19 protein-coding genes are annotated in these 26,830 nt (G+C 68.4%); 14 read left to right on the forward strand and 5 right to left on the reverse strand.

Annotation, left to right across the window (positions count from 1 at the left end; genetic code table 11):
• Window position 1: 1 nt before the first annotated feature.
• The 8 genes from ACFP2T_RS19220 (at window position 2) to ACFP2T_RS19255 (ending at window position 8,020) form a co-directional block, all read left to right on the forward strand.
• Entirely contained in the window at window positions 2-688 is a 687-nt protein-coding gene (locus ACFP2T_RS19220; protein ID WP_377423651.1) for a hypothetical protein, read from the forward strand.
• A gap of 88 nt (window positions 689-776) precedes the next feature.
• On the forward strand, window positions 777-1,961 hold the full coding sequence (locus tag ACFP2T_RS19225) for a glycoside hydrolase family 88 protein (RefSeq protein ID WP_377423654.1): 1,185 nt from the start codon (window positions 777-779) through the stop codon (window positions 1,959-1,961).
• Between the two features lie 42 nt (window positions 1,962-2,003).
• Window positions 2,004-2,828: a 5-deoxy-glucuronate isomerase gene (iolB, locus tag ACFP2T_RS19230; RefSeq protein ID WP_377423657.1), complete on the forward strand. Its 825-nt coding sequence runs from the start codon at window positions 2,004-2,006 to the stop codon at window positions 2,826-2,828.
• A 2-nt stretch (window positions 2,829-2,830) separates the two neighbouring features.
• Entirely contained in the window at window positions 2,831-3,595 is a 765-nt protein-coding gene (gene kduD, locus ACFP2T_RS19235; protein ID WP_377423660.1) for a 2-dehydro-3-deoxy-D-gluconate 5-dehydrogenase KduD, read from the forward strand.
• Window positions 3,596-3,772: 177 nt separating this feature from the next.
• Entirely contained in the window at window positions 3,773-4,870 is a 1,098-nt protein-coding gene (locus ACFP2T_RS19240; RefSeq protein ID WP_377423663.1) for a LacI family DNA-binding transcriptional regulator, read from the forward strand.
• Window positions 4,871-5,079: 209 nt separating this feature from the next.
• Window positions 5,080-6,384, forward strand: a complete 1,305-nt coding sequence (locus ACFP2T_RS19245; RefSeq protein ID WP_377423666.1) for an RICIN domain-containing protein — start codon at window positions 5,080-5,082, stop codon at window positions 6,382-6,384.
• A gap of 98 nt (window positions 6,385-6,482) precedes the next feature.
• Window positions 6,483-6,611 (forward strand): hypothetical protein, encoded by a 129-nt coding sequence (locus tag ACFP2T_RS19250; RefSeq protein ID WP_377423669.1) that lies wholly within the window; start codon window positions 6,483-6,485, stop codon window positions 6,609-6,611.
• Window positions 6,612-7,018: 407 nt separating this feature from the next.
• Window positions 7,019-8,020 carry a glycoside hydrolase family 5 protein gene (locus tag ACFP2T_RS19255; protein ID WP_377423672.1) on the forward strand — a complete coding sequence of 334 codons (1,002 nt, stop codon included), beginning with the start codon at window positions 7,019-7,021 and terminating at the stop codon, window positions 8,018-8,020.
• Between the two features lie 270 nt (window positions 8,021-8,290).
• Here the strand turns inward: ACFP2T_RS19255 and ACFP2T_RS19260 are convergent, their stop codons facing one another.
• The 4 genes from ACFP2T_RS19260 to ACFP2T_RS19275 form a co-directional block, all read right to left on the reverse strand.
• On the reverse strand, window positions 8,291-8,773 hold the full coding sequence (locus tag ACFP2T_RS19260; RefSeq protein ID WP_377423675.1) for a MarR family winged helix-turn-helix transcriptional regulator: 483 nt from the start codon (window positions 8,771-8,773) through the stop codon (window positions 8,291-8,293).
• 17 nt (window positions 8,774-8,790) lie between these two features.
• Complete coding sequence (locus ACFP2T_RS19265) at window positions 8,791-9,654, reverse strand: MBL fold metallo-hydrolase (RefSeq protein WP_377423678.1); 864 nt, start codon at window positions 9,652-9,654, stop codon at window positions 8,791-8,793.
• Window positions 9,655-9,796: 142 nt separating this feature from the next.
• The gene (locus ACFP2T_RS19270) at window positions 9,797-12,541 is read right to left on the reverse strand and encodes a glycoside hydrolase family 30 protein (protein WP_377423680.1); all 2,745 of its coding nucleotides are present in this window, start codon (window positions 12,539-12,541) and stop codon (window positions 9,797-9,799) included.
• 35 nt (window positions 12,542-12,576) lie between these two features.
• Complete coding sequence (locus ACFP2T_RS19275; protein WP_377423682.1) at window positions 12,577-13,467, reverse strand: family 43 glycosylhydrolase; 891 nt, start codon at window positions 13,465-13,467, stop codon at window positions 12,577-12,579.
• Window positions 13,468-14,257: 790 nt separating this feature from the next.
• Here ACFP2T_RS19275 and ACFP2T_RS19280 point away from each other — a divergent pair.
• The 4 genes from ACFP2T_RS19280 (at window position 14,258) to ACFP2T_RS19295 (ending at window position 19,672) form a co-directional block, all read left to right on the forward strand.
• A complete protein-coding gene (locus ACFP2T_RS19280; RefSeq protein ID WP_377423683.1) occupies window positions 14,258-15,313 on the forward strand; it encodes a family 43 glycosylhydrolase in 1,056 nt (351 codons plus the stop codon).
• A gap of 116 nt (window positions 15,314-15,429) precedes the next feature.
• Window positions 15,430-16,497: a glycoside hydrolase family 43 protein gene (locus ACFP2T_RS19285; RefSeq protein ID WP_377423685.1), complete on the forward strand. Its 1,068-nt coding sequence runs from the start codon at window positions 15,430-15,432 to the stop codon at window positions 16,495-16,497.
• Window positions 16,498-16,730: 233 nt separating this feature from the next.
• The gene (locus ACFP2T_RS19290) at window positions 16,731-18,134 is read left to right on the forward strand and encodes a glycoside hydrolase family 43 protein (protein WP_377423687.1); all 1,404 of its coding nucleotides are present in this window, start codon (window positions 16,731-16,733) and stop codon (window positions 18,132-18,134) included.
• A gap of 83 nt (window positions 18,135-18,217) precedes the next feature.
• Window positions 18,218-19,672 carry a family 43 glycosylhydrolase gene (locus ACFP2T_RS19295; protein WP_377423689.1) on the forward strand — a complete coding sequence of 485 codons (1,455 nt, stop codon included), beginning with the start codon at window positions 18,218-18,220 and terminating at the stop codon, window positions 19,670-19,672.
• Window positions 19,673-19,728: 56 nt separating this feature from the next.
• On the opposite strand, the gene ACFP2T_RS19300 is transcribed toward ACFP2T_RS19295, so the two are convergent.
• Window positions 19,729-23,556, reverse strand: coding sequence for a rhamnogalacturonan lyase family protein (locus ACFP2T_RS19300; protein WP_377423692.1), 3,828 nt, complete (start codon window positions 23,554-23,556; stop codon window positions 19,729-19,731).
• A 641-nt stretch (window positions 23,557-24,197) separates the two neighbouring features.
• On the opposite strand from ACFP2T_RS19300, the gene ACFP2T_RS19305 reads away from it, so the two are divergent.
• Together ACFP2T_RS19305 and ACFP2T_RS19310 are read left to right on the forward strand one after the other, a co-directional pair.
• Entirely contained in the window at window positions 24,198-25,658 is a 1,461-nt protein-coding gene (locus ACFP2T_RS19305) for an SDR family NAD(P)-dependent oxidoreductase (protein ID WP_377423694.1), read from the forward strand.
• Between the two features lie 412 nt (window positions 25,659-26,070).
• The gene (locus tag ACFP2T_RS19310; RefSeq protein ID WP_377423697.1) at window positions 26,071-26,802 is read left to right on the forward strand and encodes a lytic polysaccharide monooxygenase auxiliary activity family 9 protein; all 732 of its coding nucleotides are present in this window, start codon (window positions 26,071-26,073) and stop codon (window positions 26,800-26,802) included.
• Window positions 26,803-26,830 lie beyond the last annotated feature (28 nt).

Consider the following 26,830-nt stretch of genomic DNA (forward strand, 5'->3'; position numbering starts at 1 on the left):
GATGACCTCCGTGCGCCCGCGCCACGACACCATCAACGCCGTCTTCGACGGCGTATACCTCGCGCTCGCCAGCAACATGCTGCTGGTGGTCGGTTGCCTGCCGCTGGTGCTGCTCGCGTTCACCACCGACGCCACGCAGTCCTGGCCGCTGTACGCGATTGCCGCACCGCTGTGCGCACCCGGGCTGTGCGGCGTGTTCGGGGTCATGTCCGCATACTCGGCCGGACGGTCCACCACCGGGCTGCGCACCTTCGGCCGCACCTGGCTAGCCACCGCCCGACCGGCGATGCTCTGGGCCGCCGCGGCGACCGCCCTCCTGGTCGTCCTCGGTGTCGACGCCCGCGCCCTCTGGGGCCACCGGGCCGGCGCCCTCGCCCTGCCGGTACTGGCCACGCTGACCGTCCTGACCGTCGCCACCGCGCTGCTCGGACTGGTGGCCATCGCCGAGCGACCCGCCGCGCCGCTGCGCGACGTGGCCCGCGCGTGCCTGTACCTCGCGGTGCGCCGGTGGTACCTCACCGCCGGATCACTGCTGGTGCTCGCGCTGCTCGCCCAGCTCGTCACCGCCCGCCCCGCGCTCGGCCTCGGCCTCGCCGCCGCACCACTGCTGTACGTCGTGTGGGCCAACAGCCACTTCGCCCTGCGCCCCGCGCTGGACCCACCGACCGTGGCGCCCCAGACCACCTGACGTCGCCCCGGTCGTGCCCTGACGGCCCGCATCGGAGCGAACAGACCTGCCCGGCACCCGCCTGGACACACGAGGGAGAACACCGACCATGACGGCGATCGACGTCCGTCCCAGCACCGACGCCGAGGCGATGGCGGCCGCGGTGGCCGCCGCACTTCGCACCGTCGCGGCGAACATCGACACCTTCGGCGACCGGTATCCCGCGGACACCACCGCCGGCAACCGCTATCCGCTCAGGCCGCCGACCGACGGGCAGATGCGTGGCGCGAACGTGGGCTGGACCACCAGCTTCTGGCCCGGGATGCTGTGGCTCGCACACGACCTGACCGGCGACGAACGCTACCGGCGGCACGCCCTGTCCCACGTGGACAGCTTTGCCACCCGCGTCGCCGACGGCGTCGACCTGGACACCCACGACCTCGGTTTCCTCTACACCCTCGCCTGCGTCACCCCGGCCCGACGCACCGGCGACGCCCGCGCCCGGCAGACGGCCCTGGCCGCCGCCGACCACCTGATGACCCGCTTCCTGGAACCAGCGGGAATCATCCAGGCCTGGGGAAACCTCGAAGACCCCGGCCAGCGGGGCCGCACCATCATCGACAGCCTCATGAACACGCCGCTGCTGTTCTGGGCCAGCCACGCCACCGGCGACGAGCGCTACACCGCCGCAGCCCGCCGGCACACCGCTTCGCTGAGAGAACACATCCTGCGCCCGGACGGCACCACCTTCCACACCTTCTACTGGGACCCGGCCACCGGTGCCCCGCTGCGCGGCGAGACCGAGCAGGGCCGCGCGGACGACTCCTGCTGGGCCCGTGGGCAGGCCTGGGGCATCTACGGGTTCGGCATCAACTACCGGTACACCGGGGACGCATCGCTGCTCGCGGCGGCACAGACCTGCGCCGACTACTTCCTGACCCACCTGCCCGACGACCACGTCCCGTACTGGGACCTGGAATTCGCCGACGGCAGCGGCCAGGAGCGGGACAGCTCGGCCGCGGCCATCGCCGCCTGCGGCCTGGCCGAGCTGGCCGACCACCTCACCGACCCGGCACACGCCGACCGTTACCGCCAGGCCGCGACCCTGATCCTGCGTTCGCTCATCGACAACTACTCCACGGCCGGCCACCCGGTCTCGAACTCGCTGATCCTGCACGGCGTCTACGACAAGCCCAAGGGCATCGGCGTCGACGAGGGCAACCTGTGGGGCGACTACTTCTATCTGGAAGCCCTCACCCGAGCGACCACCCCCGGCTGGACCAACCCCTGGTAAGCCCGACCACATCCGTTCCGCGGCAGCACTCGAGAGGCGATCATGGACTACCGGTACCACTGCTACATCCCGGCCCGCGAGGGCCGGAACAAGCTGCCCTTCAACCCGTGCCGCCTGCTGGACCTCACACTGCTGAACCTGCCGGCGGGCCAGTCCTGGACAGGGGAGTCCGGCGACCGGGAGATCCTCGCGGTCGTCCTGGGCGGCACGGCGAGCTTCACCGTCGCCGGGCACCGCTTCGCCGAGGTCGGTGGACGCGCGGACGTGTTCTCCGGCAAGCCGCACTCGGTGTACATCCCGGCCGGGGCCACCGTCACCGTCGAGGCGCTCACCGCCGTGGCGATCGCGCTGCCCAGCGCCCCCAGCGACCTGGCCACCGACCCCTACGACATCCCCCCGGTACGGGTGGCCAGCGGTCGCTGGGGTGCGGCCAACTTCGGCCGCACCTACCACCAGATCCTCACCGAGATCGCCCAGCCGGACCTGCCGGCCCACCGGCTCGTCGTCGGCGAGACCTACACGCCGTCCGGCAACTGGAGCACCTATCCCCCGCACCGGCACAAGGTCGACGACCTGCCCGCAGAGGCCGCACACGAGGAGATGTACTACTTCCGGGTCGACCGGCCCGGCGGCTTCGGCATCTCCCGCGTCTACACCGACGAGGGGTACGAGGAGAACTTCACCGCCCGCGACCACGGTGTGCAGATGATGCCCGAGGGCTATCACACCGTGGTCAGCGCGCCCGGGTACACCACCTACTACCTGTGGGTGCTCGCCGGCAGCCAGCGTACCCAGGGCGCTCGCGAGGACGCCGACCTCGCCTGGGTCGGTCGGACCGTCCCGACCCTGCGTAGCGTGGGCCTGTAGCGATGGTGCTCGACAGCTTCCGGCTCGACGGCCGCGTCGCACTGGTCACCGGCGGCAGCCGCGGCATCGGCAGGGCGTTCGCGACCGCGCTGGCCCAGGCCGGCGCCGACGTCGCGCTGCTGGGCCGCACCAGTCCGGCCGAGACCGTTGCCCGGATCGAGGCGCTGGGCCGGCGCGCGTACGTCGTACCCGCCGACCTCGACAAGGCCGGGCCGGACGAGATCGCCGGCAGCGTCGAGTCCGTGGTCGCCGGGCTCGGCCGCCTCGACATCCTGGTCAACAACGCCGGCATCATCCGCCGGGCCGCCGCCGTCACGCACTCTCCCCAGGACTGGGACGCCGTGCTGCGCGTCGATCTCGACGCGGTCTTCCACCTGTGCCAGGCGGCTGGCCGGGTGATGCTCGGCCAGGGCCACGGGAAGATCGTCAACGTGGCGTCGATGCTGTCCTACCAGGGCGGCATCCAGGTGCCGTCGTACACCGCCGCCAAACACGCCGTCGTGGGCCTCACCCGCGCCCTGGCCAACGAATGGGCCGGCGGCGGCGTCAACGTCAACGCGATCGCCCCCGGCTACATCGCCACCGACAACACCGCGCCCCTGCGCGCCGACCCGGACCGGGAACGCGCCATCCGCGAGCGGATCCCGGCCGGCCGGTGGGGTCGGCCGGAGGATCTCGCGGGCGCCGTGGTGTTCCTCGCCTCCGACGCCGCCCGCTACGTACACGGCACCGTCCTACCGGTGGACGGAGGCTGGCTGGCGCGGTAGCCGCGACGCCACGGGACGACCATGCGCGTAGCCGGTCCGGCCCGATCGACCATGCAGACGGAATGAACGGACAAGGTCATGTGACATCAGCGAACCGGCGTCTTGGTCCGGATCCGGCCTCCCGGCCCGGTCGGGACCGCCGCCGGGTGTCGCGCAACAGCCCAGGTGAGGCAACTCGTGACGACACAGCGGCTGTTCGGCCCGCAGCGACAGGAACGACTGCTGGCCGAACTTCGAGGACATGGGGCCGTACGGGTACGCGACCTCGCACGCGAACTCGGCGTGAGCGAACTGACCATCCGCCGCGACATCACCGCACTGGCCGAACGTGGCCTCGTGTCGCGGGTGCACGGCGGCGCGACGTTACCCGCACACGGCACCGCCAGCGGTCAGCCCCGTAGGGCGGCGACCCGCTTCACCGTTGGCATGGTCGTACCGTCGCTCGACTTCTACTGGCCGCCGGTCACGGCCGGTGCCCGGGCCGCCGCGGCGGCGCTCGGGGTCAACCTCCAACTGCGCGGCTCGAGCTACGACCCGGACGAGGACCGCCGGCAGATCAGCCTCCTCGTCGAGTCCGGGCAGGTGCAGGGCCTGCTTCTGGCCCCGGCCCTGCACGGCGACCATGCCCACGAAACACTCGACTGGATCGGGCAGCTACCGCTCCCCGCCATCCTTGTCGAACGGCAGCCGCGCGGATGGACGCCGGCCAGCGGACAGATCGAATGGGTGCGCAGCGACCACTACCTGGGAATCCAGATCGCCGTGCACCACCTTCGACAGCAGGGGCACCGACGTATCGGGCTGGTCGTCGCTCCCGGCAGCCCCACCTCGGCGCATCTTCGGCGCGCCTGGCAGACGGCCGCGGCCGACCCCGGCATGCGCGACACCCTGGTCATGCCGGAAGCGGTCACCCTCGGCACCACCGGCGAGCGGGACACGATGCACCGGCTGCTGGGCGGATGCCTGCGCGCCGGGACCACCGCACTGGTGGTCCACAGCGACCCCGAGGCGATCGCCATCGCCCAGTTCTGTACCGAGCAGGGCGTCACGATCCCTGACGACCTGGCCATCGTGTCCTACGACGACGAGATCGCCCACCTGGGCGACCCCCCGCTCACCGCGGTTCGGCCGCCCAAGGGGCACGTCGGGCGCCTCGCCGTCGAACTCATGGTCTCCCGGCTGCTCGACGGGGGTCGCCGGCCGACGTACCGGGTCCTGCTCGCCCCCGAACTGGTGGTGCGCGGGTCGTCGATGTCGGTGTCGTCGTTGCGCTGACTGCCCGCCCTCGAAGGCCCGGGCTCTGAGCTGCGGCGGAGCGATTCCGACGGACGGCCTGTCGCGCATATTCCAATGATGTTCATATATGAATGCTTCTGGACGAGTCGGTTCGAAATGTGGCCCACCATGGCGAATGCGCCACGCCGGACGCAGCGGACGTCCAACGTTCGCCGCGACGGGTTTCCGCCTGACGAAAGGACGACGACGTGAGAACCAACCGAAGGCTTCTCTCGCTGGGCCTGTCGCTGGTGGTGACCGCAGCCGGGGTCCTGGCCACCGTGACGGTGGCGGCCCCGGCCGCGCATGCGGCCCCGGTCACCATCACCAACGGCACCCAGTTCACCGACACCAGCGGCAACGTGCTGCACGCCCACGGCGGCGGTGTCCTGAAGGTCGGCAACTACTACTACTGGTTCGGCGAGAACCGCAACCCGAACAACACGTTCCGGGCGGTCTCCGTCTACCGCTCCACCGACCTGCGCAACTGGGAGTTCCGCAACAACGTGCTGACCCAGTCGTCGGCCACCGAGCTCCAGGTCGCCAACATCGAACGACCGAAGGTCATCTACAACGCCAGCACCGGCCGGTACGTGATGTGGATGCACAAGGAGAACGGGTCCAACTACAGCGAGGCCCGCGCCGCGGTCGCCTCGTCTGCCACCGTGGACGGCAACTACACCTGGCACGGCAGCTTCCGGCCGCTCGGCCACATGTCCCGGGACATCACGCTCTACAACGACAACGGCACCGCGTACATGATCTCCGCTGCGGACGAGAACTACGACCTGCACATCTACCGGCTCACCTCGGACTATCGCGACGTGGCCAGCCTCGTCGGCAACTTCTGGAACGACGCGCACCGTGAGGCGCCCGCGCTGTTCAAGCGGGGCAGCACCTACTTCATGTTGACCTCGGCAGCGACCGGCTGGAGCCCGAACCAGGCAAAGTACGCCACCGCGGCGAGCATCTCCGGCCCGTGGAGCGGATGGACGAACGTCGGCGATTCGACGACCTTCCGCTCGCAGCCGACGTACGTGCTGCCGATCCAGGGCAGCTCCACCACGAGCTATCTCTACATGGGCGACCGCTGGGCCGGTGCCTGGGACGGACCGGTCGGCGACTCGCAGTACGTCTGGCTGCCGATCAGCTTCCCGTCGAGCACCAGCATGAGCCTGACCTGGTACCCCTCGATCACCATCGACACCGCCACGGGCACCGTCACCGGTAGCTCGCCCACCTACTACCGGATCACCAACCGCAACAGCGGCAACTGCCTCGACGTCGCCTCCGCCTCCACCGCCGACGGCGCCAACGTCATCCAGTACTCCTGCGGCAGCGCCCAGAACCAGCAGTGGCAGTGGGCCGCCACCGGCAGCTACTTCCAGATCCGGGGCCGCCACAGCGGCAAGTGCCTCGACATCGTCGGCTCCGGCACCGGCGACGGCGCCGACATCCAGCAGTACACCTGCGGAAGCGGCACCAACCAACAGTGGACCCGCACCCAGTCCTGAACACCTGGGTACCCACCGGCAGCGCGGCTCCCGGCTGCTGCCCGAGCTCGCGCGTCGGTGGCTCAGACTCGACCATCGACACTCCTCGGAGTGAGGTCATGACCATCAGCAGCCGAAACCTCCTGATCGCCGGCGGAGCCGGCCTCGCCGGCGTGACGCTCGGCGCGAGCCCGGCGGCCGCTGACGCATCACCCCTGGCCTGGGAGACCTACCGCGCCGACCGGTGACACCTATCACCACGCCCGCAACATCTACGTCGGCCGAAGCAACAACGGCTAGAAGTCGGTCGGCAGGGCCAGTGACCTGTCCTCGTCGAACGAGACGGTCGAGCTCGTGTCTGTTCGGTTCTGAACGTTCTTGCCCACTTCTGATCGACTCGTGGACATGTTTCGGGCCGTTAACCATATTGGGTTGAACATGTTAAGTCGCCTGGCGGCGAATGTTCATCCTTGCCGCCGTCAGGCATCCCGATCGAGGATCGCCGCGCACCAGACACAGTGGCGCGGCCCTCGAGCCAGGCTCAGGAGAGGCAAAAAACATGAAGGGAAGACCGCACAGGTCTCTCACCGCGGCGATCATGTCGTCTGATGGTCGGGTATCAGGACCATCGCGGAGCGCTCGGCCGGTGCACCGGTTGCTGACCGCCCTTGTGGTGACCGCGCTCAGCACGCTGGCCGGCGTCGTCGCCACCTCGGCACCCGCTCATGCCGCCACCAACCAGTTCCGGGGCATGAACTGGGCCGTGCTGGGGGACAACTTCAGCACGGGCCCGCTCGTCGTCCAGGGCCTGAGCCAGTCCGACAGCAACGCGACTGTGCGGGCCAAGGCCAATGCCCTCTATGACGACATGGCAGCCGTGGGGGTCAACACCGTCCGGCTGCCGATCAACACCCACACCGTCGGCACGACGTGGTGGAACAACTACCGGGGCGCCATCGACGCCGCCACCGCCCGCGGATTCAAGGTCATCCTTGCCTACTGGGAGGACGGCGCCGCCTCCGGCGGCAGGATCACGAACCTCGCCGCGTGGAACACGATGTGGTCCCGCGTGACCAGCACCTACGGCTCGAACACCAATGTCTACTTCGAGCCGATGAACGAGCCCCACGGCTACAGCTCGGCGGACTGGCGCAACGTCGCAGCGAACTGGCTCAGCTACCACTACTCGGCGGTGCCCGGCCGGGTGCTCATCGGCGGCACCGGCTACAGCCAGGACCTGCGGGACGTCTGCAACGACAGCCGCTTCAGTGGAACGTTGCTGTCCTTCCACCACTACGCCTTCTTCTACAGCGCGATGACGTACGACGCCTTCCGAAGCCACATTCAGACCCGCCTCGGGAACTGCGCCTCCCGCGCGGTCGTGACCGAGTACGGCGCACCGATGTCCACCGGCCTCAACTACGGCGACGCGAACAGCACCGACAACTTCGTACGTCACATTCGCGCCGTCACACAGGTCATGCGGGACAACCAGATGGGCGGCACCTACTGGCCCGCCCTCGGCGGCAAGCCCACCGGAAGCCTCGGCTACGACCACTACTCGATGTTCGCCTTCAGCGGGAGCGGCACCAATCTCAACCTGACCGCCCGCAATGCCTCCGGCCGCGACCGTGTTCGGTATGGCTGGGGCCTGTAGATCGGCTCCACGTCGTACGGTCGTCTCCACCTGATCGTGGATCCCCGGCGGGACGCGCCCCCGGCACCGAGCCTCGTGCTCGGGGCCGGGGGCTTCGTCGTTCCGACACGAGCGCGGCTTCCGAACACCGCGGCCGTCGGTGAACGAAGAGAGGTCGCCGGACTGCATCTGGCCCAGTTCCGGGACGGCTGACTCCTGATCACGGACCACTGCCACCGCCCGGACCGAGGCATGGCCCTCGTCAGGGGCTGCGGTGTTTCTCCTGGTGGGTCATAGGCACGATCCCCGGTCCTCGGCGTCGCCGATGATCGTGAAGAGCATCCGGCGCAGGGCCTGGACCTGGTCCTGGCCGAAGCTGTTCAGGACCGAGGCCTCCACGGCGGCGCAGGCGTCGGCCACTCTCGCGCGCACGGCCTCGCCGTCCTCGGTGATCACGGGGATGCGCAGGCGGCGGTCGCTGGGGTCGCTGTGCCGCACGACGAGGCCCCTGCGCTCGAGCCGGTCCAGCTGGCTCATCAAAGTGGTCTTGTCCAGCCCGAGGGATTTGCCGAGTTCGCCCTGGGTGAGGCCGGGCATCTTATCGAGGGCGCTCAGCACGATGTAGTCGCGCAGCGCGAGTCCGTGCTGCTCGGCCACTTCACCGGTCGCGACGCGCAGGCGCTGAGCCGCCCGGTGTAGCAGCCAGGTGATCTCGGATTCGATGGAGGGGCCCGGGCCGACGACCTCGGGCGCCGACGATGGCAGGCTCTGCATCCGGGAACCGTACGTCTTCAGCGGAGCCGCGCCGCGGCCTCGGGCGTCAGCCGAGGGATGCCGTCGTAGGAGCTGAGGTCATGCGCGGGGACGATCCGCATCAGGCCGTCCAGAGCGATCATGCGGAGCAGGTCCTGACGCAGCTGGTCGGGATCGCTGTCGGCGAGTTTACTCAGCAGCCTCGGCCGTTCGACCCGCCGACGGATGCCGTCGATCTGCCAGGTCAGGTCGCCGATGAAGGCGTACCGCTCGCCCGACGGCACGGTCACGAAGACGATCACCGAGCCAGCCGTGTGGCCTCCCGCGAGGACGACGACCACCGAGCCGTCGCCGTACGCGTCGTGGCTCGACGGGAACCCGAGGTACGACCGGCTGTCGAACCCGTACTCGTGTATCTCGTGCCCCGGGGACACGTGGCGGAAGACCTTCCCGTCGGAGTCCTCGGCGGCGTACCGCCGCTCGTCCGCGTTCAACCAGACCCGCGTGCCCCACAGGCTGTCGAGGCCGCTCGCGTGGTCCCAGTGCGAGTGGGTCAGCAGCACGCCGAGCAGTCTGCTGCGGTCGTAGCCGGCGGCGTCGAGTTGCTCGCCGGCCGTCCGGCCCACCCGATAGGGAGCGCGCATGAACCGGGGAAGCATCGCGACGTGCGCCGCGACGTCGGCGCCGAAGCCCGCGTCGATCAGCAGATCTCCGTCCGGGTGCCGCACCAGGACCGCGGACGCGGCGAAGTGGCGCTTGTCCCGGAACGATCCGCCGCGGAAGGCGAGGGCCGCCCGGGTTTCGTACGTGCCGGTGGGCAGGTGGTAGATGGCCATGTCCGCGGGCGGACGAGCCTCGGGCAGAGGTTCCGTCCAGCCCGCGGGCTTGGCGAGAGGTGACATGTCGAGATCGTATGAGCCGAGAAAGTCTGAGACAAGACTTTCTTCGTGCTTGACTTCCTCGTCGGGACGACCACGGCAAGCGTCGATGCCAAGACCGGCACGCTGGGAGGACCGGCTCCTCGTCAACTACCTGGGCACGTGCTCAACGGGCCGTCAGGACATCGATGCCATCGAGCGTGAACGTTCCGCTGACGACGCGCACCGTGACGTTGTGGTGGCGTTGCGGCAGGCCCCGCAGCCAGTACGAGGTCTGCCTCGTGCCGACTGTCCCGACCTGCTCGGTGCGGGGCGTCCGGTCGTCGACACGCACCTCCAGCGTCGCCGGCCCGGTCGCCCCGAACAGGTTCAGCCCGGTGCCGGTGAAATCGAGCGCCAGCGACTGGCCGGAAGCCAGCACGTGCTGCGTGCGGTTGAAGTGCGCGAATCCGGCCTGGACGAAGGAAAAGCCGTCAGGGTAGGCGACGCGGGGGTCGGAGTCGTCGATTGTCGTCGACTTCCAGGCCCGGCCCTTGATCGGCGTAACCGCGAGATTGTCGTACTGGGTGTTGTAGTACCCGCTCACCAGGGCCACCCGGCCGGCCAGCACCGGGTTGACCGACGTGTCGGCGTACGAGGCGAGCCGGGCACCGTCGAGCGTCGCCGTGATGACGTTCTCGCGAGCCGCGACGGACAACGTGTGCCACGCTCCGGTGTCCATCCCGGCCACGGTGCCCGATGCGACTACGGCGTCGAGCTTGCGCAGCTCCCATCGGCCATCTTCGTGGACGCGGACGGCGTAGGTGGCCTGGTCGCCGCCGCGGGCGTAGAGCTGCCGGACCCCCAGGCCGGCGAAGTTCGCCAGCGTCGGATCCCGGTCGACGGGGTCGAGCCGGAAGTCGACGGTCGCGGTGTAGTCGGCCCACCGATGGTCGCCGAGCACGGTCGACGGTGCGGCCGTGGACGGCACGTTCTGCCGGCCGTCGCCCCACACGTTCCACACGTAGCCCCGGTTGTCGGCGTGGTTCTGCTGCTGCAACACGCGGCGGCGACGGCGCTCGTCGGTCGCGACCACCTCGAACGCGCCGTCCTGGTCGGCCGTGTACCGCGGGGTGCCGCCGCGGCGCTCGAGGTACGTCATCTCGCGGCCGCCGACGACGGTGACCGGGTAGTCGTCGTACTCGAAGTTGTCCCGGTACGGCAAGCCGAGGATCTCGTCCTGCGCCTGCGGCGCAAAGTCGCCGGGCCGGTACTCCACCGTGCTGCCATGGACGCCATGCGGAAGCGTGGACAGGGTGACGATCGCGTACGCCGGCACCCGCACCCGGTACACGTCGTACTCGACGCCGTCGATCACCTCACTGCGTACGGGCGCGTAGTAGCCGATGTTCTGGAAGTAGTTGGCGTCGTACGACTCCCCCGCGTCCGGGCCGCGCGTCTGCCAGGCGTGCAGCGGACGGCCCCGCTCGCCCAGGCCCGCCACCTTGACCTCGAAGTACCGATCCGTCCGGGTGTTGTTGGCGTGTACCTGCGTCCACTCCGGAGAGCCGCCGGCATTCGCGGGCGTACGCGCCGTGAGAACGGTACGGGTGGAGGTGTCGACGTTGGTGCCGCCGTCGCCCTTGGTGCCGTCGCCGCCGGTGGCGCCTTCGATGTACTCCCAGCCGTCGGCGACGAACTGGTGGAAGTGGCGCACGGTGACGATCCCGACATCGCCCTCCCAGTACCCTGACCACGGGTCGGAGGCGCGGACGAGGTGCTTGGGGGAGTACTGGGTGCCTTCGTACATGGCGCTGACGGCGGGCTGGAAGAGGAAGGTCGTCATGTGCGCCGGGTTGCTCTCCGCCCCACTCCAGCGGTAGGCGTTGATGAACCGGTCGGCGATGTCGGCGGCCGACACGGTGCCGCCGACGCCACCCCGGGCCGGATCGGCGGCGAGGCGGTACTGTGGGTCGATCATCGGGGCGACACCCTCGGAGTACAGGATCGGCAGACCGTACTCCTTGTTCAGCCGGGTGACGTTCGGGCCACCCTCGATGTCGTAGTGGAAGCCGAGGGCGTCGACGTTCGCCAGTGCTTCCGGATTGGCGAGGATCCGCCCGGCGACATTGTTGCCGTCCCGGTAGGAGTCGAGCGCGACGATCCTGGTCCGTGAGTAGTCGTAACGCGCATCCGGCGCGGCAGCGTCACGCGCGAGCCACTTGGCGAACTGGATCGTCCAGTTGAGCTCGGACACCTGGTAGTCGACGTGCCGGACCTCGTTCTGAGCCGGGCTGATCCAGTCGAACTCGACGCCGAACATGTCGTAGGCGGCGTCGATCGTCTCCTTGTACCACTGGTACCGCTTGGTCCAGTCGTTGCCAGTCCACGAGGGCTCGCCCCAGCGCAGGGCCTCCACCTCGATGTCGGGATTGATCGTCAGGGCGTCGGCGATGACGTGGAACCCGGCGCCACGCAGCACGTTCGCCGGTTCGTCGGCGCTGCGCTTCGTCGCCGGCTCGGCACCGGACGAGCTGTTGCTGTCCGAGCCGAGCTCGACCTTGATGTGCGTGAGCCCTGCGCCGCCTACCGGGTCGAAGAGCATCCGCATGATCTCCCAGTAGGCGTCCGGGTTTTCCTCCTTGTAGTCGAGGAGCAGGTTGGACGTGTTGTTGCACGAAACCGAACCGAATCCGCCAAACACGTTGTACGCCGCGCCGTCCGGTCGGCGCTCGACATCGCCGCCGTCGACGACGATCTCCCGCCAGTTGATCGACGGGTCGTCCAGCCGCAGCTCGGGCAGCCCAGCTTCCGGCGTCGTCGCCCAGACCGTCTGCTCCGCGGGCCGCACCGCCGCGGCGGACGGCGCCAGCAGCCCGACGGTCGCGAGGGACAGCACCGCGACGGTCGAGGCATGTCTTACCAGATGCATCAGATCAGGGGCGTGCGATGCCACGTCACGCCGAGTCATCTGCGGGCGACCGTGCCGTGCCGGCACCCGGAACAGGCCGCTCTGGTGATGCCGGACCAGGTGTTCAGGTCCCGGCTCGTCGCGGTCCAGATCCCGCCGTTGGTGTAGCGGTCGATGTAGATCCGCCACGTGCCATCGTCCATCCGGATCACGGACGGCCCCTCGTGTCCTGCGGTCCACAGCCCGGCCCGCTGCACCCACCCACTGGTCAGGCTCGCAGTGGTCGTCCAGTGTTCGATGTACTTGGACGTCTCGTCCTTGACGAACGCGTGATAGGTGCCACCGTCCCGGACCACGAACGTATCGATGTGATTCGTGCCGAGACCCCACATCTGCGCCGGGCCGCTCCACGCGGTCAGCGCACTGTTCTGAGCCGTGTAGACGTACGGCCGGAAGCAGGCCGAGCAGGTCGTCTGCGCGACGCTGGCGATGATCCGGACAGTGCCACCCTCGACGAAGAACTCCGGCGCCCAGACGAATCTGGTGTTGGAAATACCCGAAGCCACGCTCGCGACGTGTGTCCAGGACGTCAGGTTGGTGCTCGTCGCGATATTGAAGTGGGTCGAGTTCGTGGTCCACGACTGGACCGTGTAGGCGATGTAGTACCGGCCGTTGTGCGCGATGATGCTCGGGTCACGCAGCACACCGCTCGGCCCGCGGTAGTTGGTGTCCGCGAGGACGCTGAAGTTCGTGCCGTCCGTCGACTGGTAGACCCACAGCTCCTGATCGGCGGCACCGTCGCCCTTGAACGTCGTGTACACGTACGTGCTGGCGGCACTGGCCGGCCCGGCCGGGACGGCGAGGACGCCGGCCACGATCACAAGCAGACCGGCCAGACCGGCCCGCCATCGATCGCGCCTGGATACGGCGATTGCGCTGGCTGCCATGTCGGGCTACCTCCTAGGGTTTTCGTCGACAGCTGGGATCGCTGAAGGCGGCGAGTCGGCCCAGGTTTGTCGTCGCTGCCTGGCCTGTTCGAGATGCGAACCAGCAATGTGAGCGCTCACCGTCCCCGGCCCCGTTTCCGGGACGTTCGACCGAGAGGTGGCATGGGACGGATACGCGCAGAGGCCACCCTGAGCTACTTCAACCGCTTGGGGCTGGGCCTGTCGGCGTCGCCACGTGCTGGTCGCCTGTCTACAACGTGTTACGGATGAGTGTTAGCGATAACATCAGCGACTGTCAACCCTCGAGATCCGCCGAACTTGTTCGTTTCGGATCGTTCACGAACGATTCGGATCGGACTGTGGCGTCGGGCTGTACGTCGGCCTATAGATGTAACCCAAGTGACACGTCGCGGTGCTTGACCGCAAGCACACCGAGATGAACCCGGCCGGCCAAGATGACGTGTCCGCACCGGGTGGCACGACTACGCGCAGGGACGCACGCTCCGGGAGCGCCGCGACCCGCGCGCCGGTCAGCACGCCGCCGAGCCATGGCCAGCAGGAAGGTCGCAGACATCGATAGTCTTGACATCATCCATGTTAGCGTTAACATCTATCTCCGACACACCTGGATACGGGGCGGTCTCTGCCGACCGCGGGTTTGCGATGTGAGCTGGATCCTCGGCCTCTCGGGCGTCGGCGGTACGGGCATCTGTCCGGACGTTCCGACGGCGGGTCGCCGCGAGGTTCCGCCCCCAGGTGACCACTCCCCCATCCCAGAGGAGGCCATGTCATGAGCAGTGAATCACCCACTGCCTCGGGCCTGTCGACGCACGGCGGGACCAGTGCCGGATCCGTCCGAACAGCCGCGTCCGCACCACCCCGGGCCCCGCGTCGCCTGCCCATCACGCGTCGGCGCGCCGGCGCGTACCTGCTGACGACGACTCTCGCGGCGACGGTCGCACTCGTCGCCGGGCCGGTGGCGCCGGCACTGGCCGCGAACCCGATCGTGAACAGGTTCGCCGCCGACCCGTCGGTGCTCGTCGCCAACAACCGCATGTACATCTATGCCACCGACGACCAGAGCAACAGCGGCACCTACTGGGACTCCAACGCCTGGCGGGTGTACTCGTCCAGCAACCTGGTGTCCTGGACCGACCACGGCGCACCGTTCTCGGTACAGGGATTCTCCTGGGCGACGCAGTACGCGTGGGCACCGTCCGCGGTGCAACGCAACGGCTACTACTACCTGTACCTCCCGGTCGACCGCACGAAGATCGGCGTCGCCCGGAGCACGTCCCCCACCGGCGGGTTCAGCGATCCGCGCGGCAACCCGCTGATCGAGCGGGGGCGCGACGCCAACACCGGCAACGAGCCCATCGACCCGGCGGCTTTCGTCGACGACAACGGCCAGGCATACCTGTACTTCGGCGGCGCCCGTGCCCCGAAGGTGGTCCGGCTCAACGCGAACATGACCGCGACGTCGGGCGCCATCCAGAACGTGACCATCAACGGCGGCAGCGCCTTCGCCGAGGCCGGCTACCTGCACAAGCGTAACGGCACCTACTACTTCTCGTACTCCACCGGCTGGCCCGGCCAGATCGCCTACGCCACCGCCAGCAGCCCACTCGGGCCGTTCACCTACCGCGGCGTCATCCTCGACGCCGTCAACGTCAACACCAACCACCACTCGATCGCCCAGTACAACGGCCGTTGGTACATCGCCTACCACCGCAACGCCCGCTCCGGCGGCGGCAACTACAAACGGTCGCTGGCGATGGAGTACCTGGACTACAACTCCGACGGCACGATCCGCCGAGTCACCCAGACCAGCACCGGAGTTGGCTGACACGTGTCCATCCGGCACCGATGTCCCCTTGCTCGGTGCCGGGTCACCCCTACCCGGACCGATCCCCGACCGGCGGCGCAGTCGTCCCACGGCGCGGCCCCAAGGAAGGAATCCCGATGTTCGTGCAACAGAGACTGACAACGGCGCGGCGGCTGCTCACCGTCACCGTCGCTGTCGTGCTCGCCTCGGTCCTGGGCGCAACCACTCCCGCCCCGCCCGCGCTCGCGGCGCCCGGACCGTCGTTCACCAACCCCCTCGTCGGCACGCCCAACAGCGCGGACCCCTCGATCGCCTACTACAACGGCAACTGGTACTACGTGGCCACGACGTGGTCCTCGAGAATCGTCATGCGCACGTCGTCCACGATGGCCGGCCTGAAGACCGCGGCGGAGCGGACGGTGTTCACCCTGGGCGCCGGCCCCGGCTGCTGCACCATGTGGGCACCGGACATCCAGTTCATCAACAACCGGTGGTACCTCTACTTCTCCGCGGCGGCGTCGCCGGGCCAGGGTGAGCGCCGGACCGGCGTGCTGGAGAGTTCCGGCACGGACCCGCTCGGGCCGTACACCTACCGGGGCATCCTCAACCTGCAGCCCAACGGCGGGTGGGCGATCGACGGCAGCGTGGTCCGGCTGAGCGGTCGGGGGAACTACTTCGCGTACTCCGCGTTCGGCAGCGATGGGTTGCAGTCCTTGTTCATCGCCCCGATGTCGTCGCCGACCCAGGTCTCGCGGAACGGTGTGCGGATCTCGTCGCCGACGCTGTCGTGGGAGCGGCAGGGCCAGCCGGTCAACGAGGGCCCGTACGCCGTATACAACGGTGGGCAGACGTACCTGACGTACTCGGCGAGTTTCTGCGGCACGCCCGACTACAAGCTCGGCATGTTGACCTGGACCGGTGGCGACCCGCTGCTGGCCAGCTCGTGGACGAAGAAGTCCACGCCCATCTTCCAGCGCAGTGACGCCAACGGCGTCTACGGGCCGGGTCACGCCTCCTTCGTCAGATCGCCCGACAACGCCGAAACGTGGGTCGTCTACCACGCGAACTCGTCCGCCAGCCAGGGCTGCGGCACCACCCGCACCACGCGGGCACAGAAGATCAGCTGGAACTCGGACGGTTCGCCCAATCTCGGCGTGCCGGTCCGGACCGGGACCTCGATCGCGGGTCCCTCCGGCGACTCGTAGCCACCCCATGGTCCGGTGGGACGCCTGCTTCACAGGCGTCCGGCCGACCCGCCCCGGCCGCGCTGCGACCTGTCGACACGTCGTTCGGCCGCCGCAGCCACGCGGACAGACTCGGATCGTTGGCCCGGTCCGCCGGTCCACCGGTCCGCCTCCCGGCCCAACCCCTGTCCCCGAAGGGAATGATCGTGTTCCTACGTCGACCAGCACTCAGCCTCCTCACGGTCCTGGCTGTCGTGACGGGTACCTGCGCGATCAGCGTGGCGCCCGCGGCAGCGGCGGATCCGACCACCGCATACCTGATGGCGCATTTCACCGGAGAAAGCGCCAATGGTGAGCAGATCTACTTCGCGACCAGTACCGATGGGTTGCGGTGGACCGATCTCAACAACTCCCAGCCGGCGCTCACGTCCACCGTCGGTGAACGCGGCGTGCGGGATCCGAGCATCGTCCGGTCACCGAACGGGGACCGGTTCTGGCTGATCGCCACCGACCTGCGCATCGCCAGCGGCAAGGGCTGGGACACGGCCCAGAACGCCGGCAGCAAGTCCCTGGTCGTATGGGAATCCACGGACCTGGTGAACTGGTCCGCACCCCGGCTGGTCAACGTCGCCGGAAGCATCTCCGGCGCCGGCAACGCCTGGGCACCCGAGGCCATCTACGACCCGGCATCCGGCGACTATGTCGTGTACTGGGCGACGAAGGCGCCCCTCGACGGCGTCACGAAGCATCGGATCTACTACACCCGGACCCGCGACTTCCGCACCTTCAGCGCCGCGCGGGTGTACATCGACCGCCCCGGCACACAGGGCATCATCGACACCCAGATCATCGAGGTCGCCGGCAACGTCGGTGGCTACCGCTACGTCCGGGCCTCCGGCGACGGGCAGATCAGCATCGAGGGCAGCAACTCCATCCTGGGTTCCTGGACCCGGTTGGGTAACCTGTCCGGCCAGGGCCTACCCGGCTCCCAGGTCGAAGGCCCCATGTGGCAGAAGTTCAACGACCGCAACGAGTGGGGCCTCTGGGTCGACCAGTACGCTACCGGCCGCGGCTACCTGCCCCTGACCACCACCAACCTGGCCAACCCCAGCGGTTATCGGATCCGATCCAGCTCGGAGTACTCACTGGGCTCCAGCCGCAAGCGACACGGGTTCATCCTGCCCATCACCGCGGCCCAGCACACCGCGCTGCGCAACAGGTGGGGCGGATCGACCTCCACCGGGCCAGTCAACCGGTTGCAGTCGTACAACTTCTCCGACCGGTACGTGCGGCACGTCGACTACGACGTACGGATCGACCCCAACGTGAGCCCGGCACAGGACGCACAATGGCGGCTGGTAGCCGGGCTGTCGAACTCGGCCAGCGGCTACGTGTCGATCGAGTCGGTCAACCACCCCGGCTACTACCTCCGGCACTTCGACTACGACCTCTCGCTGGTGCAGAACGACGGCAGCACCCAATTCGCCGCCGACGCGACGTTCCGCCGGGTGGCCGGCTTGGCGGACCCGTCCGCGGCGTCGTTCCAGTCGGTCAACTTCACCGACCGGTACATCCGCCACTCCGACTACCTACTCCGACTGGACCCCATCAGCGCAGATACCGACCGGGCCGACGCCACCTTCCGAGTCACCGGCTGAGCTGCCCCCACAACGTGTCCAGACCGCTCGCCATGGAATCGACCCACGCCGACCATCACCGTCCGTTCCGGAAGTGAAGGCAGATGACACCATTCCCCCGCACCGGTCGGCACGACCGCGACCACCGCGTCCCCATCGTTCGTATCCGGTCGGTAGCCGACCGCAGGTTCGTCACCTGCCTGGCTCTAGTCACCTTGGGCGCTTCTCTGCTGACTGTCGCCGCAGCGCAGCCCGCGTTCGCCGCGGAGATCCCCGCCGGTGCGCAATCCCTGCAATCGGTGAACGTGTCCGGGTCGTACCTGCGGCACGCCGATTATCTCGGCAGTATCGCCGCGGTCAGCTCAGCCAGCTCCGCGCAGGCGAAAAGTGACGCCACCTTCACCGTCACCCCCGGCCTCGCCGGCGGCACCGGCTGCGTTTCCTTCCAGGCCGCCAACGGCATGTGGCTACGCCACCGCGACAACCGCATCCGGCTGGAATCCAACGCCGGCACCGCCCTGTTCCTCGCCGACGCCACCTTCTGCGTCCGCGACGGCTCGGTCAGCGGATCGGTACGCCTGGAATCGTCCAATCTCCCCGGCCGGTTCATCCGACACCGCAACAGTGAGCTGTGGCTCGACCCCTCCACCACCAACGCCAGCACGTTCGCCGCGGACAGCTCCTTCCGCGTCACCGCCCCGTGGGTAGCGGGCCGCCGCAGCCCGGTCGTCAAGGGCCTGTACGGCGACCCGAACATCGCCTACCTCAACGGCCGTTACTACATCTACCCCACCACCGACGGCTACAGCGGCTGGGCCGGTAGCCGGTTCAAGGCGTTCTCCTCCACCGACCTGGTCAACTGGACCGACCACGGCACTATCCTCGATCTCGCCACCCAGGTCTCCTGGGCCGACGACCGGGCCTGGGCGCCGACCATCGCCTTCAGGAACAACCGCTACTACTTCTACTTCAGCGGTGACACGAACATCGGCGTCGTCACCTCGAGCAGCCCCACCGGCCCGTTCACCGATCCACTGGGCCGGCCCCTGATCGCCGCCGGGTTCCGCAGCGGCCAGATGATCGACCCGGCCGCTTTCACCGACACCGACGGCACGTCCTATCTGTACTGGGGCAACGGGTCGGCCTACGCCGTCCGGCTGAACTCCGACATGATCTCGTTCGACTCGGCCCAGGTCCGCACCTTCAGCCTGCCCAACTTCCGCGAGGCCCCGTTCGTGTTCAAGCGCAACAACACGTACTACCTGACGTACTCCGTCGACGACACCCGCTCGGAGAACTACCACGTCGAGTACGCCACCAGCACCGACCCCCTCGGCCCGTGGACCCACCGCGGCACCATCCTGTCGAAGAACCTGAACCTCGGCATCAAGGGACCCGCACACCAATCCGTGGTCAAGGCACCTAACAGCGACACCTGGTACATCGCCTACCACCGGTTCGCGATTCCCGCCGGCAACGGCACCAACCGCGAGGTCACCATCGACCAGCTGCGCTTCAACGCCGACGGCACGATCCAACCCGTCACCCCTACCCTCTGACTGGACACACGGGGAGGGCCGGCCCTTGCGGACCGACCCTCCCCTGGCGCCAGTTGTCAGTACGTGCCGAGGTCCTGCCACGGGCCGTTGGGATCGCCCGGCTGCTGGTTCCGGGTCCACCACTTGGCCTTCCAGGTGTGGCCGTCGTGCGCCACCGTCTCGCCGCCGGTGTAGATCCAGGACGCCGTCCAGGCCCGAACACCGGCCCCGGCCGCCGGGACGAGGACGCCCTGCTCTATCCACGAGCCGGTCGTAGTGCTACCCGGCTTCTCGTTCTGCGTCCACCACTGGGCGATGTAGATCGCCCCGTTGTAGGACACCTGGTCCCCGTTCTTGTACGCCTTCTTCGAGTCCCAGGCCGGAACGGCTGGCTTCGGCTCGACCAGCGTGAAGGTCACGGTCGTGACGTTGCCCGCCACGTCGTACACCTTCAGTTCGTTCGCCCCGAGCACCGCCCCGAACACACCGGGCTTCACCCCGTTGAGATCGGAGTAGGCGTTGTCGGCCAGGTCCTTCCCGACCCCGTTCAGGGTGAGCTTGTCGACCTTGCCGGCGTCGAACAGCTTGAACGACACCAGCTCGTACCCGGCTGCGGCCGAGCCGACCGTCTCGGTGGCGCCGTCCTTCACCGTCACCGTCGGGCCCGTGACATCCAGCACGAAGGTCAGCGTCGTGACATTGCCTGCCACGTCGTACACCTTCAGCTCGTTGCTACCGACCTTGCCGCCGAACACACCGGGCTTCACCCCGTTGAGATCGGAGTAGGCGTTGTCAACCAGGTCCTTCCCGACCCCGTTCAGGGTGAGCTTGTCGACCTTGCCGGCGTCGAACAGCTTGAAGGAGACATTGCTGTAGACCCCGTCCCTACCCTTCGACTCCGGCTTCACCGTGACCGTCGGAGCGGTCCTGTCGGGCGCGGCCGGGACAGCGATGTCGGTCCGCATCGCCGGCAGCTTGGCCTCGTCCCCGAGGTAGAAGCTGGCGAAGCCGATCTGGTCGTAGCCGGTGTTCTTGTTGGCCACGCCGTTGCGGTACATCGGGTCGTGCATCAGCGTACGGATGCCGTACTGGGTCGGCGACAGGGTCGTGACGATGGCCAGGCGGTTGTCGGAGGCGCGGAGAACGAGTTCCTCGCGCCAGTCGCCCAACAGGTCGGCCTTGAGCGTGGGAGTGCTCTTGTTGCCGGTCGACGTGAGGCCGGTCGAAAGGTACGGGGAGGCCGCGAAGGTCAGGTCGTCGATGCTGTTGATCGTGGCGCCGTTGACCCCCATGTGCGTCAGGCCGCCACCGAACCAGATCGCGTTCTGGCCCTGTGCGATGCCGCGAGCGCTGGCCGTGGTCGCCAGCACCTCGCCGGTGACCATGCTCCGGACATCTCTCGACGCGCCCGCCGAGCCGCCCTGCGCGCCCGGCCAGCGGTTGGAGTAGTTGCCGGCCACGCTTCCCTCGTCGTCGCTGCCGGCGTAGACGCCGTAGATGAGCGAGTTCTCGTAGACGACCTGGCCCTGCTCGTTGCGGCGCTTGCCCTTCATCGGGTCGTAGCCCGCCGGACCGGGGATCCAGCCGCTGTGCACGCCGGTACGAATGTCGTCCAGCAGGTGCTCCTCCATGCCGGACCACTCGCGGATGTTGTTGTCCTTGTCGACCGGAAGCAGCGCGCTGCGGTCGCCGTGACGGAACGGAGCCCAGACGTTCTTCGGGTTGTTCCGGATCGCCTCGGTCGCGAACTCGAAGGTGCCGGCCACCGGCGGGACGCTGTTCTGCCCCTCGATCGTGGGCATGACGTCGCCGTTGAGGACCTTCGGCAGGATCTTGGTCTTGTCGGCGTTCAGGCCGAGGACCATGGCCTTCAGCACCACCTCGTCCCAGCCGTCGCCGTCGAGGTCGGCGGACGTGGTGAAGTGGTTGCCGCGGTTCTGGTAGTCGTAGGCGCTGCCGCCGAGCGACCAGTACTGCGGGTCGGCCGAGTCGAAGTTGGCCTGGAGGTGCACCTGGCCGTCCACGATGTTGAAGGCGGCCAGGGTCGTCCGGTGGTAGTAGCCACGCTGGGAGACGGCGTACTTGTTGACTCCGTCGAGGGCTGCCACGACACCGACGTAGCGGTTGGGGCGGTTGCCCTGCGCGTCACCGTACGAGGCCGCCTTCCAGGGGTGCTCGAGCCAGTAGACCTCCGACTGGGCCATGATCTGCGCCTTGTAGTCGTCCGTCGAGGTTCCGGCACCGGGCCCGGGGAAGGCCAGGTACGAGTAGTTGCCGCGCTGGGACGCGGGCGTCATGGCCCAGTTCTCCCCGTCGACGCTGGCCTCGTACGGGAACGGATACCGCTCGCTGTCCAACAGCTCGCCCTTGCCCGCGTCGGCGTTCCACTCGAAGGCCGAGAAGAACTCCTGGTCGTCCTTTGCGGGGCCGATCGGGCCGACGTGGTAGGTCTTGATCCACCGCTTCACGGCCGGATCGTTCGGTCCGTCGTTGCCGCCGCCGACCGTCGGGCTGCGGTAGGAGATGCTGAAGCTGTTCAGCAGCGACCAGTAGGTGTCGAGGGCCTGCTCGTTGCCGGTGGCGAAGTACTCCTTGAACTTGTCCGTGGTCGCCTTCAGGCCGTCCTCGCCGCCCACGACGGTACCGAGGGTGTCGGGGTACACAACGGACTGCGACGCTTCGTCCCAGTTGCCGATGCGGGTTCCCAGCGCGGTCTTGAGCATCAGCTCGGCCTTACCGTCACCGTCGAAGTCCTCGGCGAACAGGGTGGTCTCGTGGTCGTTGGCCGCCCTGACGTTGTAGCCCATGTCGACCCGGAACAGCATGGTGCCGTCGAGCTTGTACACGTCGATGTACTCCGGGGCGGTAGTGGTGTTGCTGCCACCGAAGATCGGCTCGGAATACATGGGGTCCTGCTGGTTGCTGCGCCATTTGACGACGATCTCGTACTCGCCGTCGCCGTCGAAATCGCCCACCGTCATGTCATGCGTGGAGTAGGCGCTGCTCTGCGACGTGTGAATCGCGCCGGTGCTGGTCTTCGCGTAGGGAAGCGTCGTGCCGGCGTCCAGATTCTCTACGTACTTGATGAACTCGGCTTCCAGCTCGTCGTACAGCGCCTTCGTGATCTTGCCGTTCACGAGAGCGTTCGTCAGCGGCCGAGGGGTGGTGTAGGTCGCGACGCCCAGAGCGTTGGGGGTCATGTTGCGCTCGTTGAGCCTGGCGACCCAACCGTCGAGCTGCTCCTGGGTCACGGTCGCCTGATCGTCGTACGCCACACGGAAGCCGCGCAGCAGATCCATGTCGACGACGTACCAGTTCTGGTTTCCGGTACCCGGAACGACCATGTCGGCCGCGTTCATATTGGTGCCCGGGCCGAACCGCTGGCCGCGGTAGGTGAAGTGCACGAGCGGCACGGGAGCCGGCGCGGGCTTGAGCGGGATGTACGTCGCCGCACCCCGGCCTGCCTGGCCTGCCTGGCCGGCCAGGGCTGACAGCATCGGCACGCTCATGCCCTGCCGCTCACCCTCGACGCCGCCGACGACCGGCGCGACCTCATAGATGGAGGTGAGGACGCCGTCCGGGTCGGTGTAGTTGGACGGGGTAACATCTTCCTTCACGATGCCGGGATTCGTGTCGTAGTCGCTCTCGGGCTGGACGTCCCTGGGCGCGATCGTGCTGATCTTCAGGAAGTCCGCATCGCCGTCTTTGCGGTAGACGTTCCAGGAGATGCCGTCAGGTTCGTTGCCCAGAAAACGCCAACTCAGGAATATGCCGTCCGGGGTCTGGGCGGCGACCAGGCCGCGGGTCAGGTACTCCATCTGCCGCAAACTGGACGCGGGGACAGCGCTCGCAGCCGGAGAGCCGACGCCGAACAGGGACAGGCTCACGGCCAGCGACAGGGGCAAGGGTACGAGTTTACGTAGTGTATTTCGCACTTTTTGTTCTCCATCTCGCATCGCCCTCCATTGGGCAAGCGCTTTCCAGCATCCTCCCGCCTCCCGCTCCGTGGCGCAAGATCCAAGATTCACTTCGCGATCAGCACCTCGCCTCCGCCGCCCAGCAGGTCAACGCGCTCCTCGCCAAGCCCGTACCGAAGCCGAGCACCAGCCGACGGGACTCAGGGCTGTGACGATGAGCGGCCACCGGAGGTGCCCGCGCCAAAGAACTCGTCGGGATGGGTGATCCTGTGTGGATCGGCGATCGGCGCGGGTAGCGAGCGGAGCGGACGGGCGTCCGCCACACCCTCGTGAGGCCGGTGTCCGTTGTAGAGCTGATCGATCTCGCGCAGGGCGTGGAGCAGGTGACGCTGGGGCGCCCAGGATCCGGATCCGGCGACCGCCGTGCTAGATCATCGCGAGCGCGGGCCCCCTCGGCGGGCCGCCACACCACATCGGCGTAGACCTGGCCGAAGGCGGCCGGGGCGGTCCTCGGACCAGCGAACAGACGCGGGATGCCTCGGAGGCCGCGCGGTGCGTACAGTTCCGGGTCGGAGTTGGGGTGGGCCGGGTAGATCCGGCACAGGAGAACGGGACGAGACAGCGACCGCATGACGGCAGACAACATTACGGAAACCGGTCATCAGGGCATTGACCGGAGCCAGCTAGAGACCTGTCTCAGCGTCTTTGAGGCGTTGGAGAACCTACCTCCCGATCACCCCGACGTGGTGCGGGTGCAGCGGGCCACCGCGAAGCTCTACAAGGTGATCAAGCAGCGACGACGCGAGGAACGGCGTGAGGCCATCGCCGCGGCCGACCGCGCGGTGACGGCGGCCACCGCAACCGGCGCCCCGGGCCGGATCGACGACGAGACCCAGGGCATCCCGCTCGCCTCCCCCACCATGAGCGCCACGGCCGGCTTCCTGCACAATCCGCGCGGCTGCTACGTCTGCAAGCAGCGCTACCGCGAGGTGGACGCCTTCTACCATCAGCTCTGCCCGCCCTGTGCCACGCTCAACCGGGAGCGCCGGAACGCCCGCACCGACCTGACCGGCCGGCGCGCGCTGCTCACCGGTGGCCGGGCGAAGATCGGCATGTACATCGCGCTGCGGCTGCTGCGCGACGGCGCGCACACCACCGTGACCACGCGGTTTCCCCACGACGCGGTCCGCCGCTTCGCGGCGATGCCGGACAGCGGGGACTGGCTGCACCGCCTGCGGATCGTCGGGATCGACCTGCGCGACCCCGCCCAGGTGATCGCTCTCGCTGACTCGGTCCGCGCCCAGGGGCCACTCGACATCCTGATCAACAACGCGGCGCAGACCGTCCGCCGTACGCCCGGCGCGTACGCGCAGCTCGTCGCCGCGGAGGCGGCGGCCCTGCCGGACGGCCCGCTGCCGGAGATGATCACGTTCGCCAAACCGGACGGCTGGGGCGTCCCGGCGGGCAGCCTGACCACCTCGCCGACGGCACCCGCGATCGCCCCGCACGCGCTCACCGCGCTGGCGCTGACCAGCGGCTCCGCCTCACCAGAACGGATCGCGGCAGCCACCGCCATCGACGCCGGTGGTCTGGTGCCGGACCTCGACCCGGTCAACAGCTGGGTGCAACGGGTACACGAGGTGAACCCGGTCGAGCTGCTCGAAGTGCAACTGTGCAACGTGACCGCGCCGTTCGTGCTGGTCAGCCGGCTGCGACCGGCGATGGCCGCGGCGACCGCCCGCCGCAAGTACGTGGTGAACGTGTCGGCGATGGAGGGCCAGTTCGGCCGCGGCTACAAGGGGCCGGGGCACCCGCACACCAACATGGCCAAGGCCGCGCTGAATATGCTGACCCGAACCAGTGCTCAGGAGATGCTGGCTGACGGCATCCTCATGACCAGCGTCGACACCGGCTGGATCACCGACGAGCGGCCTCACCCGACGAAGACGCGGCTGGCGGAAGCCGGCTTCCACGCCCCGCTGGACCTGGTCGACGGCGCGGCCCGGGTGTACGACCCGATCGTCCGCGGCGAACAGGGCGAAGATCTTTACGGCTGCTTCCTGAAGGACTACGCACCCTGCGCCTGGTGATCGGCGTGCCGGCCCCGCCGTCGGCCGCCCGGGGACGGACCGACACGGTCGGCACCGTCGCCCCGTCCACCAAGGGCCCCGGGCCGGTGTCGGCGATCCGGCCAGGGTATTCCGCCCGGGTTCGCTCGCGGCCCGGGCGGAACTCGACGACCACGGCCACGCCGCGGGCGTCGCGACCGGCCGTGGCGGGGCCGACGTGTCTACCGACTTGAGAGCGCAAAGCACCGCGCCGGCTCTCCGCCGCCGGTCGTGGGCGCTATCCAGTTTGTTGGGTTCCCAAACTATTGACAAGCGGCATTCATCGGTGTGAATCTCTGTTGCAGGGCACCGCCGCCGGAGCCGGGTGGTCGGTGCGGGAGCGCCGGGCAGCCTCCCGCGTACTCGCTCGTGCAATCGACGTCTGGGGATCCCCATGTCTTCTCTCGCTCAACATCTCAATCCGGCCCGACACCGCGCCGCGATGGTCCTGCGGATCCTCGCTCTCGCGATGGCCGGGGCCGTCGCGCTCACCGTGGCCCTGGTGGTCACGCAGGACACCGCGAGCGCCCACGGTTCGACGATCAATCCGGCATCGCGCAACTACGGTTGCTGGAAGCGTTGGGGCAACGACTTCCAGAACCCGAACATGGCGACGCAGGACCCGATGTGCTGGCAGGCCTGGCAGGCCGACCCGAACGCGATGTGGAACTGGAACGGCCTCTACCGCGAGGGAGTGGCCGGGAACCACCAGGGTCACGTTCCGAGCGGACAACTGTGCAGCGCCGGGCAGACCGGCGGCGTCCGGTACGCCGCGCTGGACAACCCGGGTAACTGGCGGGCCACGAACGTCGGCGCCAACTTCGGCGTCAAGATCCACGATCAGGCCCTGCACGGCGCGGACTATTTCCTGATCTACGTCACCCGACAGGGGTTCAACCCGCTCACCCAACGGCTGGGCTGGAACAACCTCGAACTGGTCAAGGAAACCGGCCGGTACGCGCCCGGCGCGGGCACCCGGGAGACCGGCGATCCGGTGCTCAACGGCGTCTCCAACACGATCAACGTCAGTGCACCGGGACGTAGCGGCCGGCACATCGTCTACACGATCTGGAAGGCGAGCCACTCCGACCAGAACTACTACTGGTGCGCCGACGTCAACTTCTGAGCCAGGAACCGTAGCCGAGACGCCTCCC

The sequence above is a fragment of the Plantactinospora solaniradicis genome, from assembly GCF_042658085.1.
Classification (GTDB): domain Bacteria; phylum Actinomycetota; class Actinomycetes; order Mycobacteriales; family Micromonosporaceae; genus Plantactinospora; species Plantactinospora solaniradicis.

Coding starts and splice junctions, on each gene's coding strand:
- ACFP2T_RS19225 (WP_377423654.1), top strand. CDS start 777: ATGACGGCGATCGACGTCCGTCCCAGCACCGACGCCGAGGCGATGGCG.
- ACFP2T_RS19250 (WP_377423669.1), top strand. CDS start 6,483: ATGACCATCAGCAGCCGAAACCTCCTGATCGCCGGCGGAGCCGGCCTC.
- iolB (WP_377423657.1), top strand. CDS start 2,004: ATGGACTACCGGTACCACTGCTACATCCCGGCCCGCGAGGGCCGGAAC.
- ACFP2T_RS19295 (WP_377423689.1), top strand. CDS start 18,218: ATGACACCATTCCCCCGCACCGGTCGGCACGACCGCGACCACCGCGTC.
- ACFP2T_RS19280 (WP_377423683.1), top strand. CDS start 14,258: ATGAGCAGTGAATCACCCACTGCCTCGGGCCTGTCGACGCACGGCGGG.
- ACFP2T_RS19275 (WP_377423682.1), bottom strand. CDS start 13,467: ATGGCAGCCAGCGCAATCGCCGTATCCAGGCGCGATCGATGGCGGGCC.
- ACFP2T_RS19310 (WP_377423697.1), top strand. CDS start 26,071: ATGTCTTCTCTCGCTCAACATCTCAATCCGGCCCGACACCGCGCCGCG.
- ACFP2T_RS19265 (WP_377423678.1), bottom strand. CDS start 9,654: ATGTCACCTCTCGCCAAGCCCGCGGGCTGGACGGAACCTCTGCCCGAG.
- ACFP2T_RS19285 (WP_377423685.1), top strand. CDS start 15,430: ATGTTCGTGCAACAGAGACTGACAACGGCGCGGCGGCTGCTCACCGTC.
- kduD (WP_377423660.1), top strand. CDS start 2,831: ATGGTGCTCGACAGCTTCCGGCTCGACGGCCGCGTCGCACTGGTCACC.
- ACFP2T_RS19270 (WP_377423680.1), bottom strand. CDS start 12,541: ATGCATCTGGTAAGACATGCCTCGACCGTCGCGGTGCTGTCCCTCGCG.
- ACFP2T_RS19220 (WP_377423651.1), top strand. CDS start 2: ATGACCTCCGTGCGCCCGCGCCACGACACCATCAACGCCGTCTTCGAC.
- ACFP2T_RS19260 (WP_377423675.1), bottom strand. CDS start 8,773: ATGCAGAGCCTGCCATCGTCGGCGCCCGAGGTCGTCGGCCCGGGCCCC.
- ACFP2T_RS19305 (WP_377423694.1), top strand. CDS start 24,198: ATGACGGCAGACAACATTACGGAAACCGGTCATCAGGGCATTGACCGG.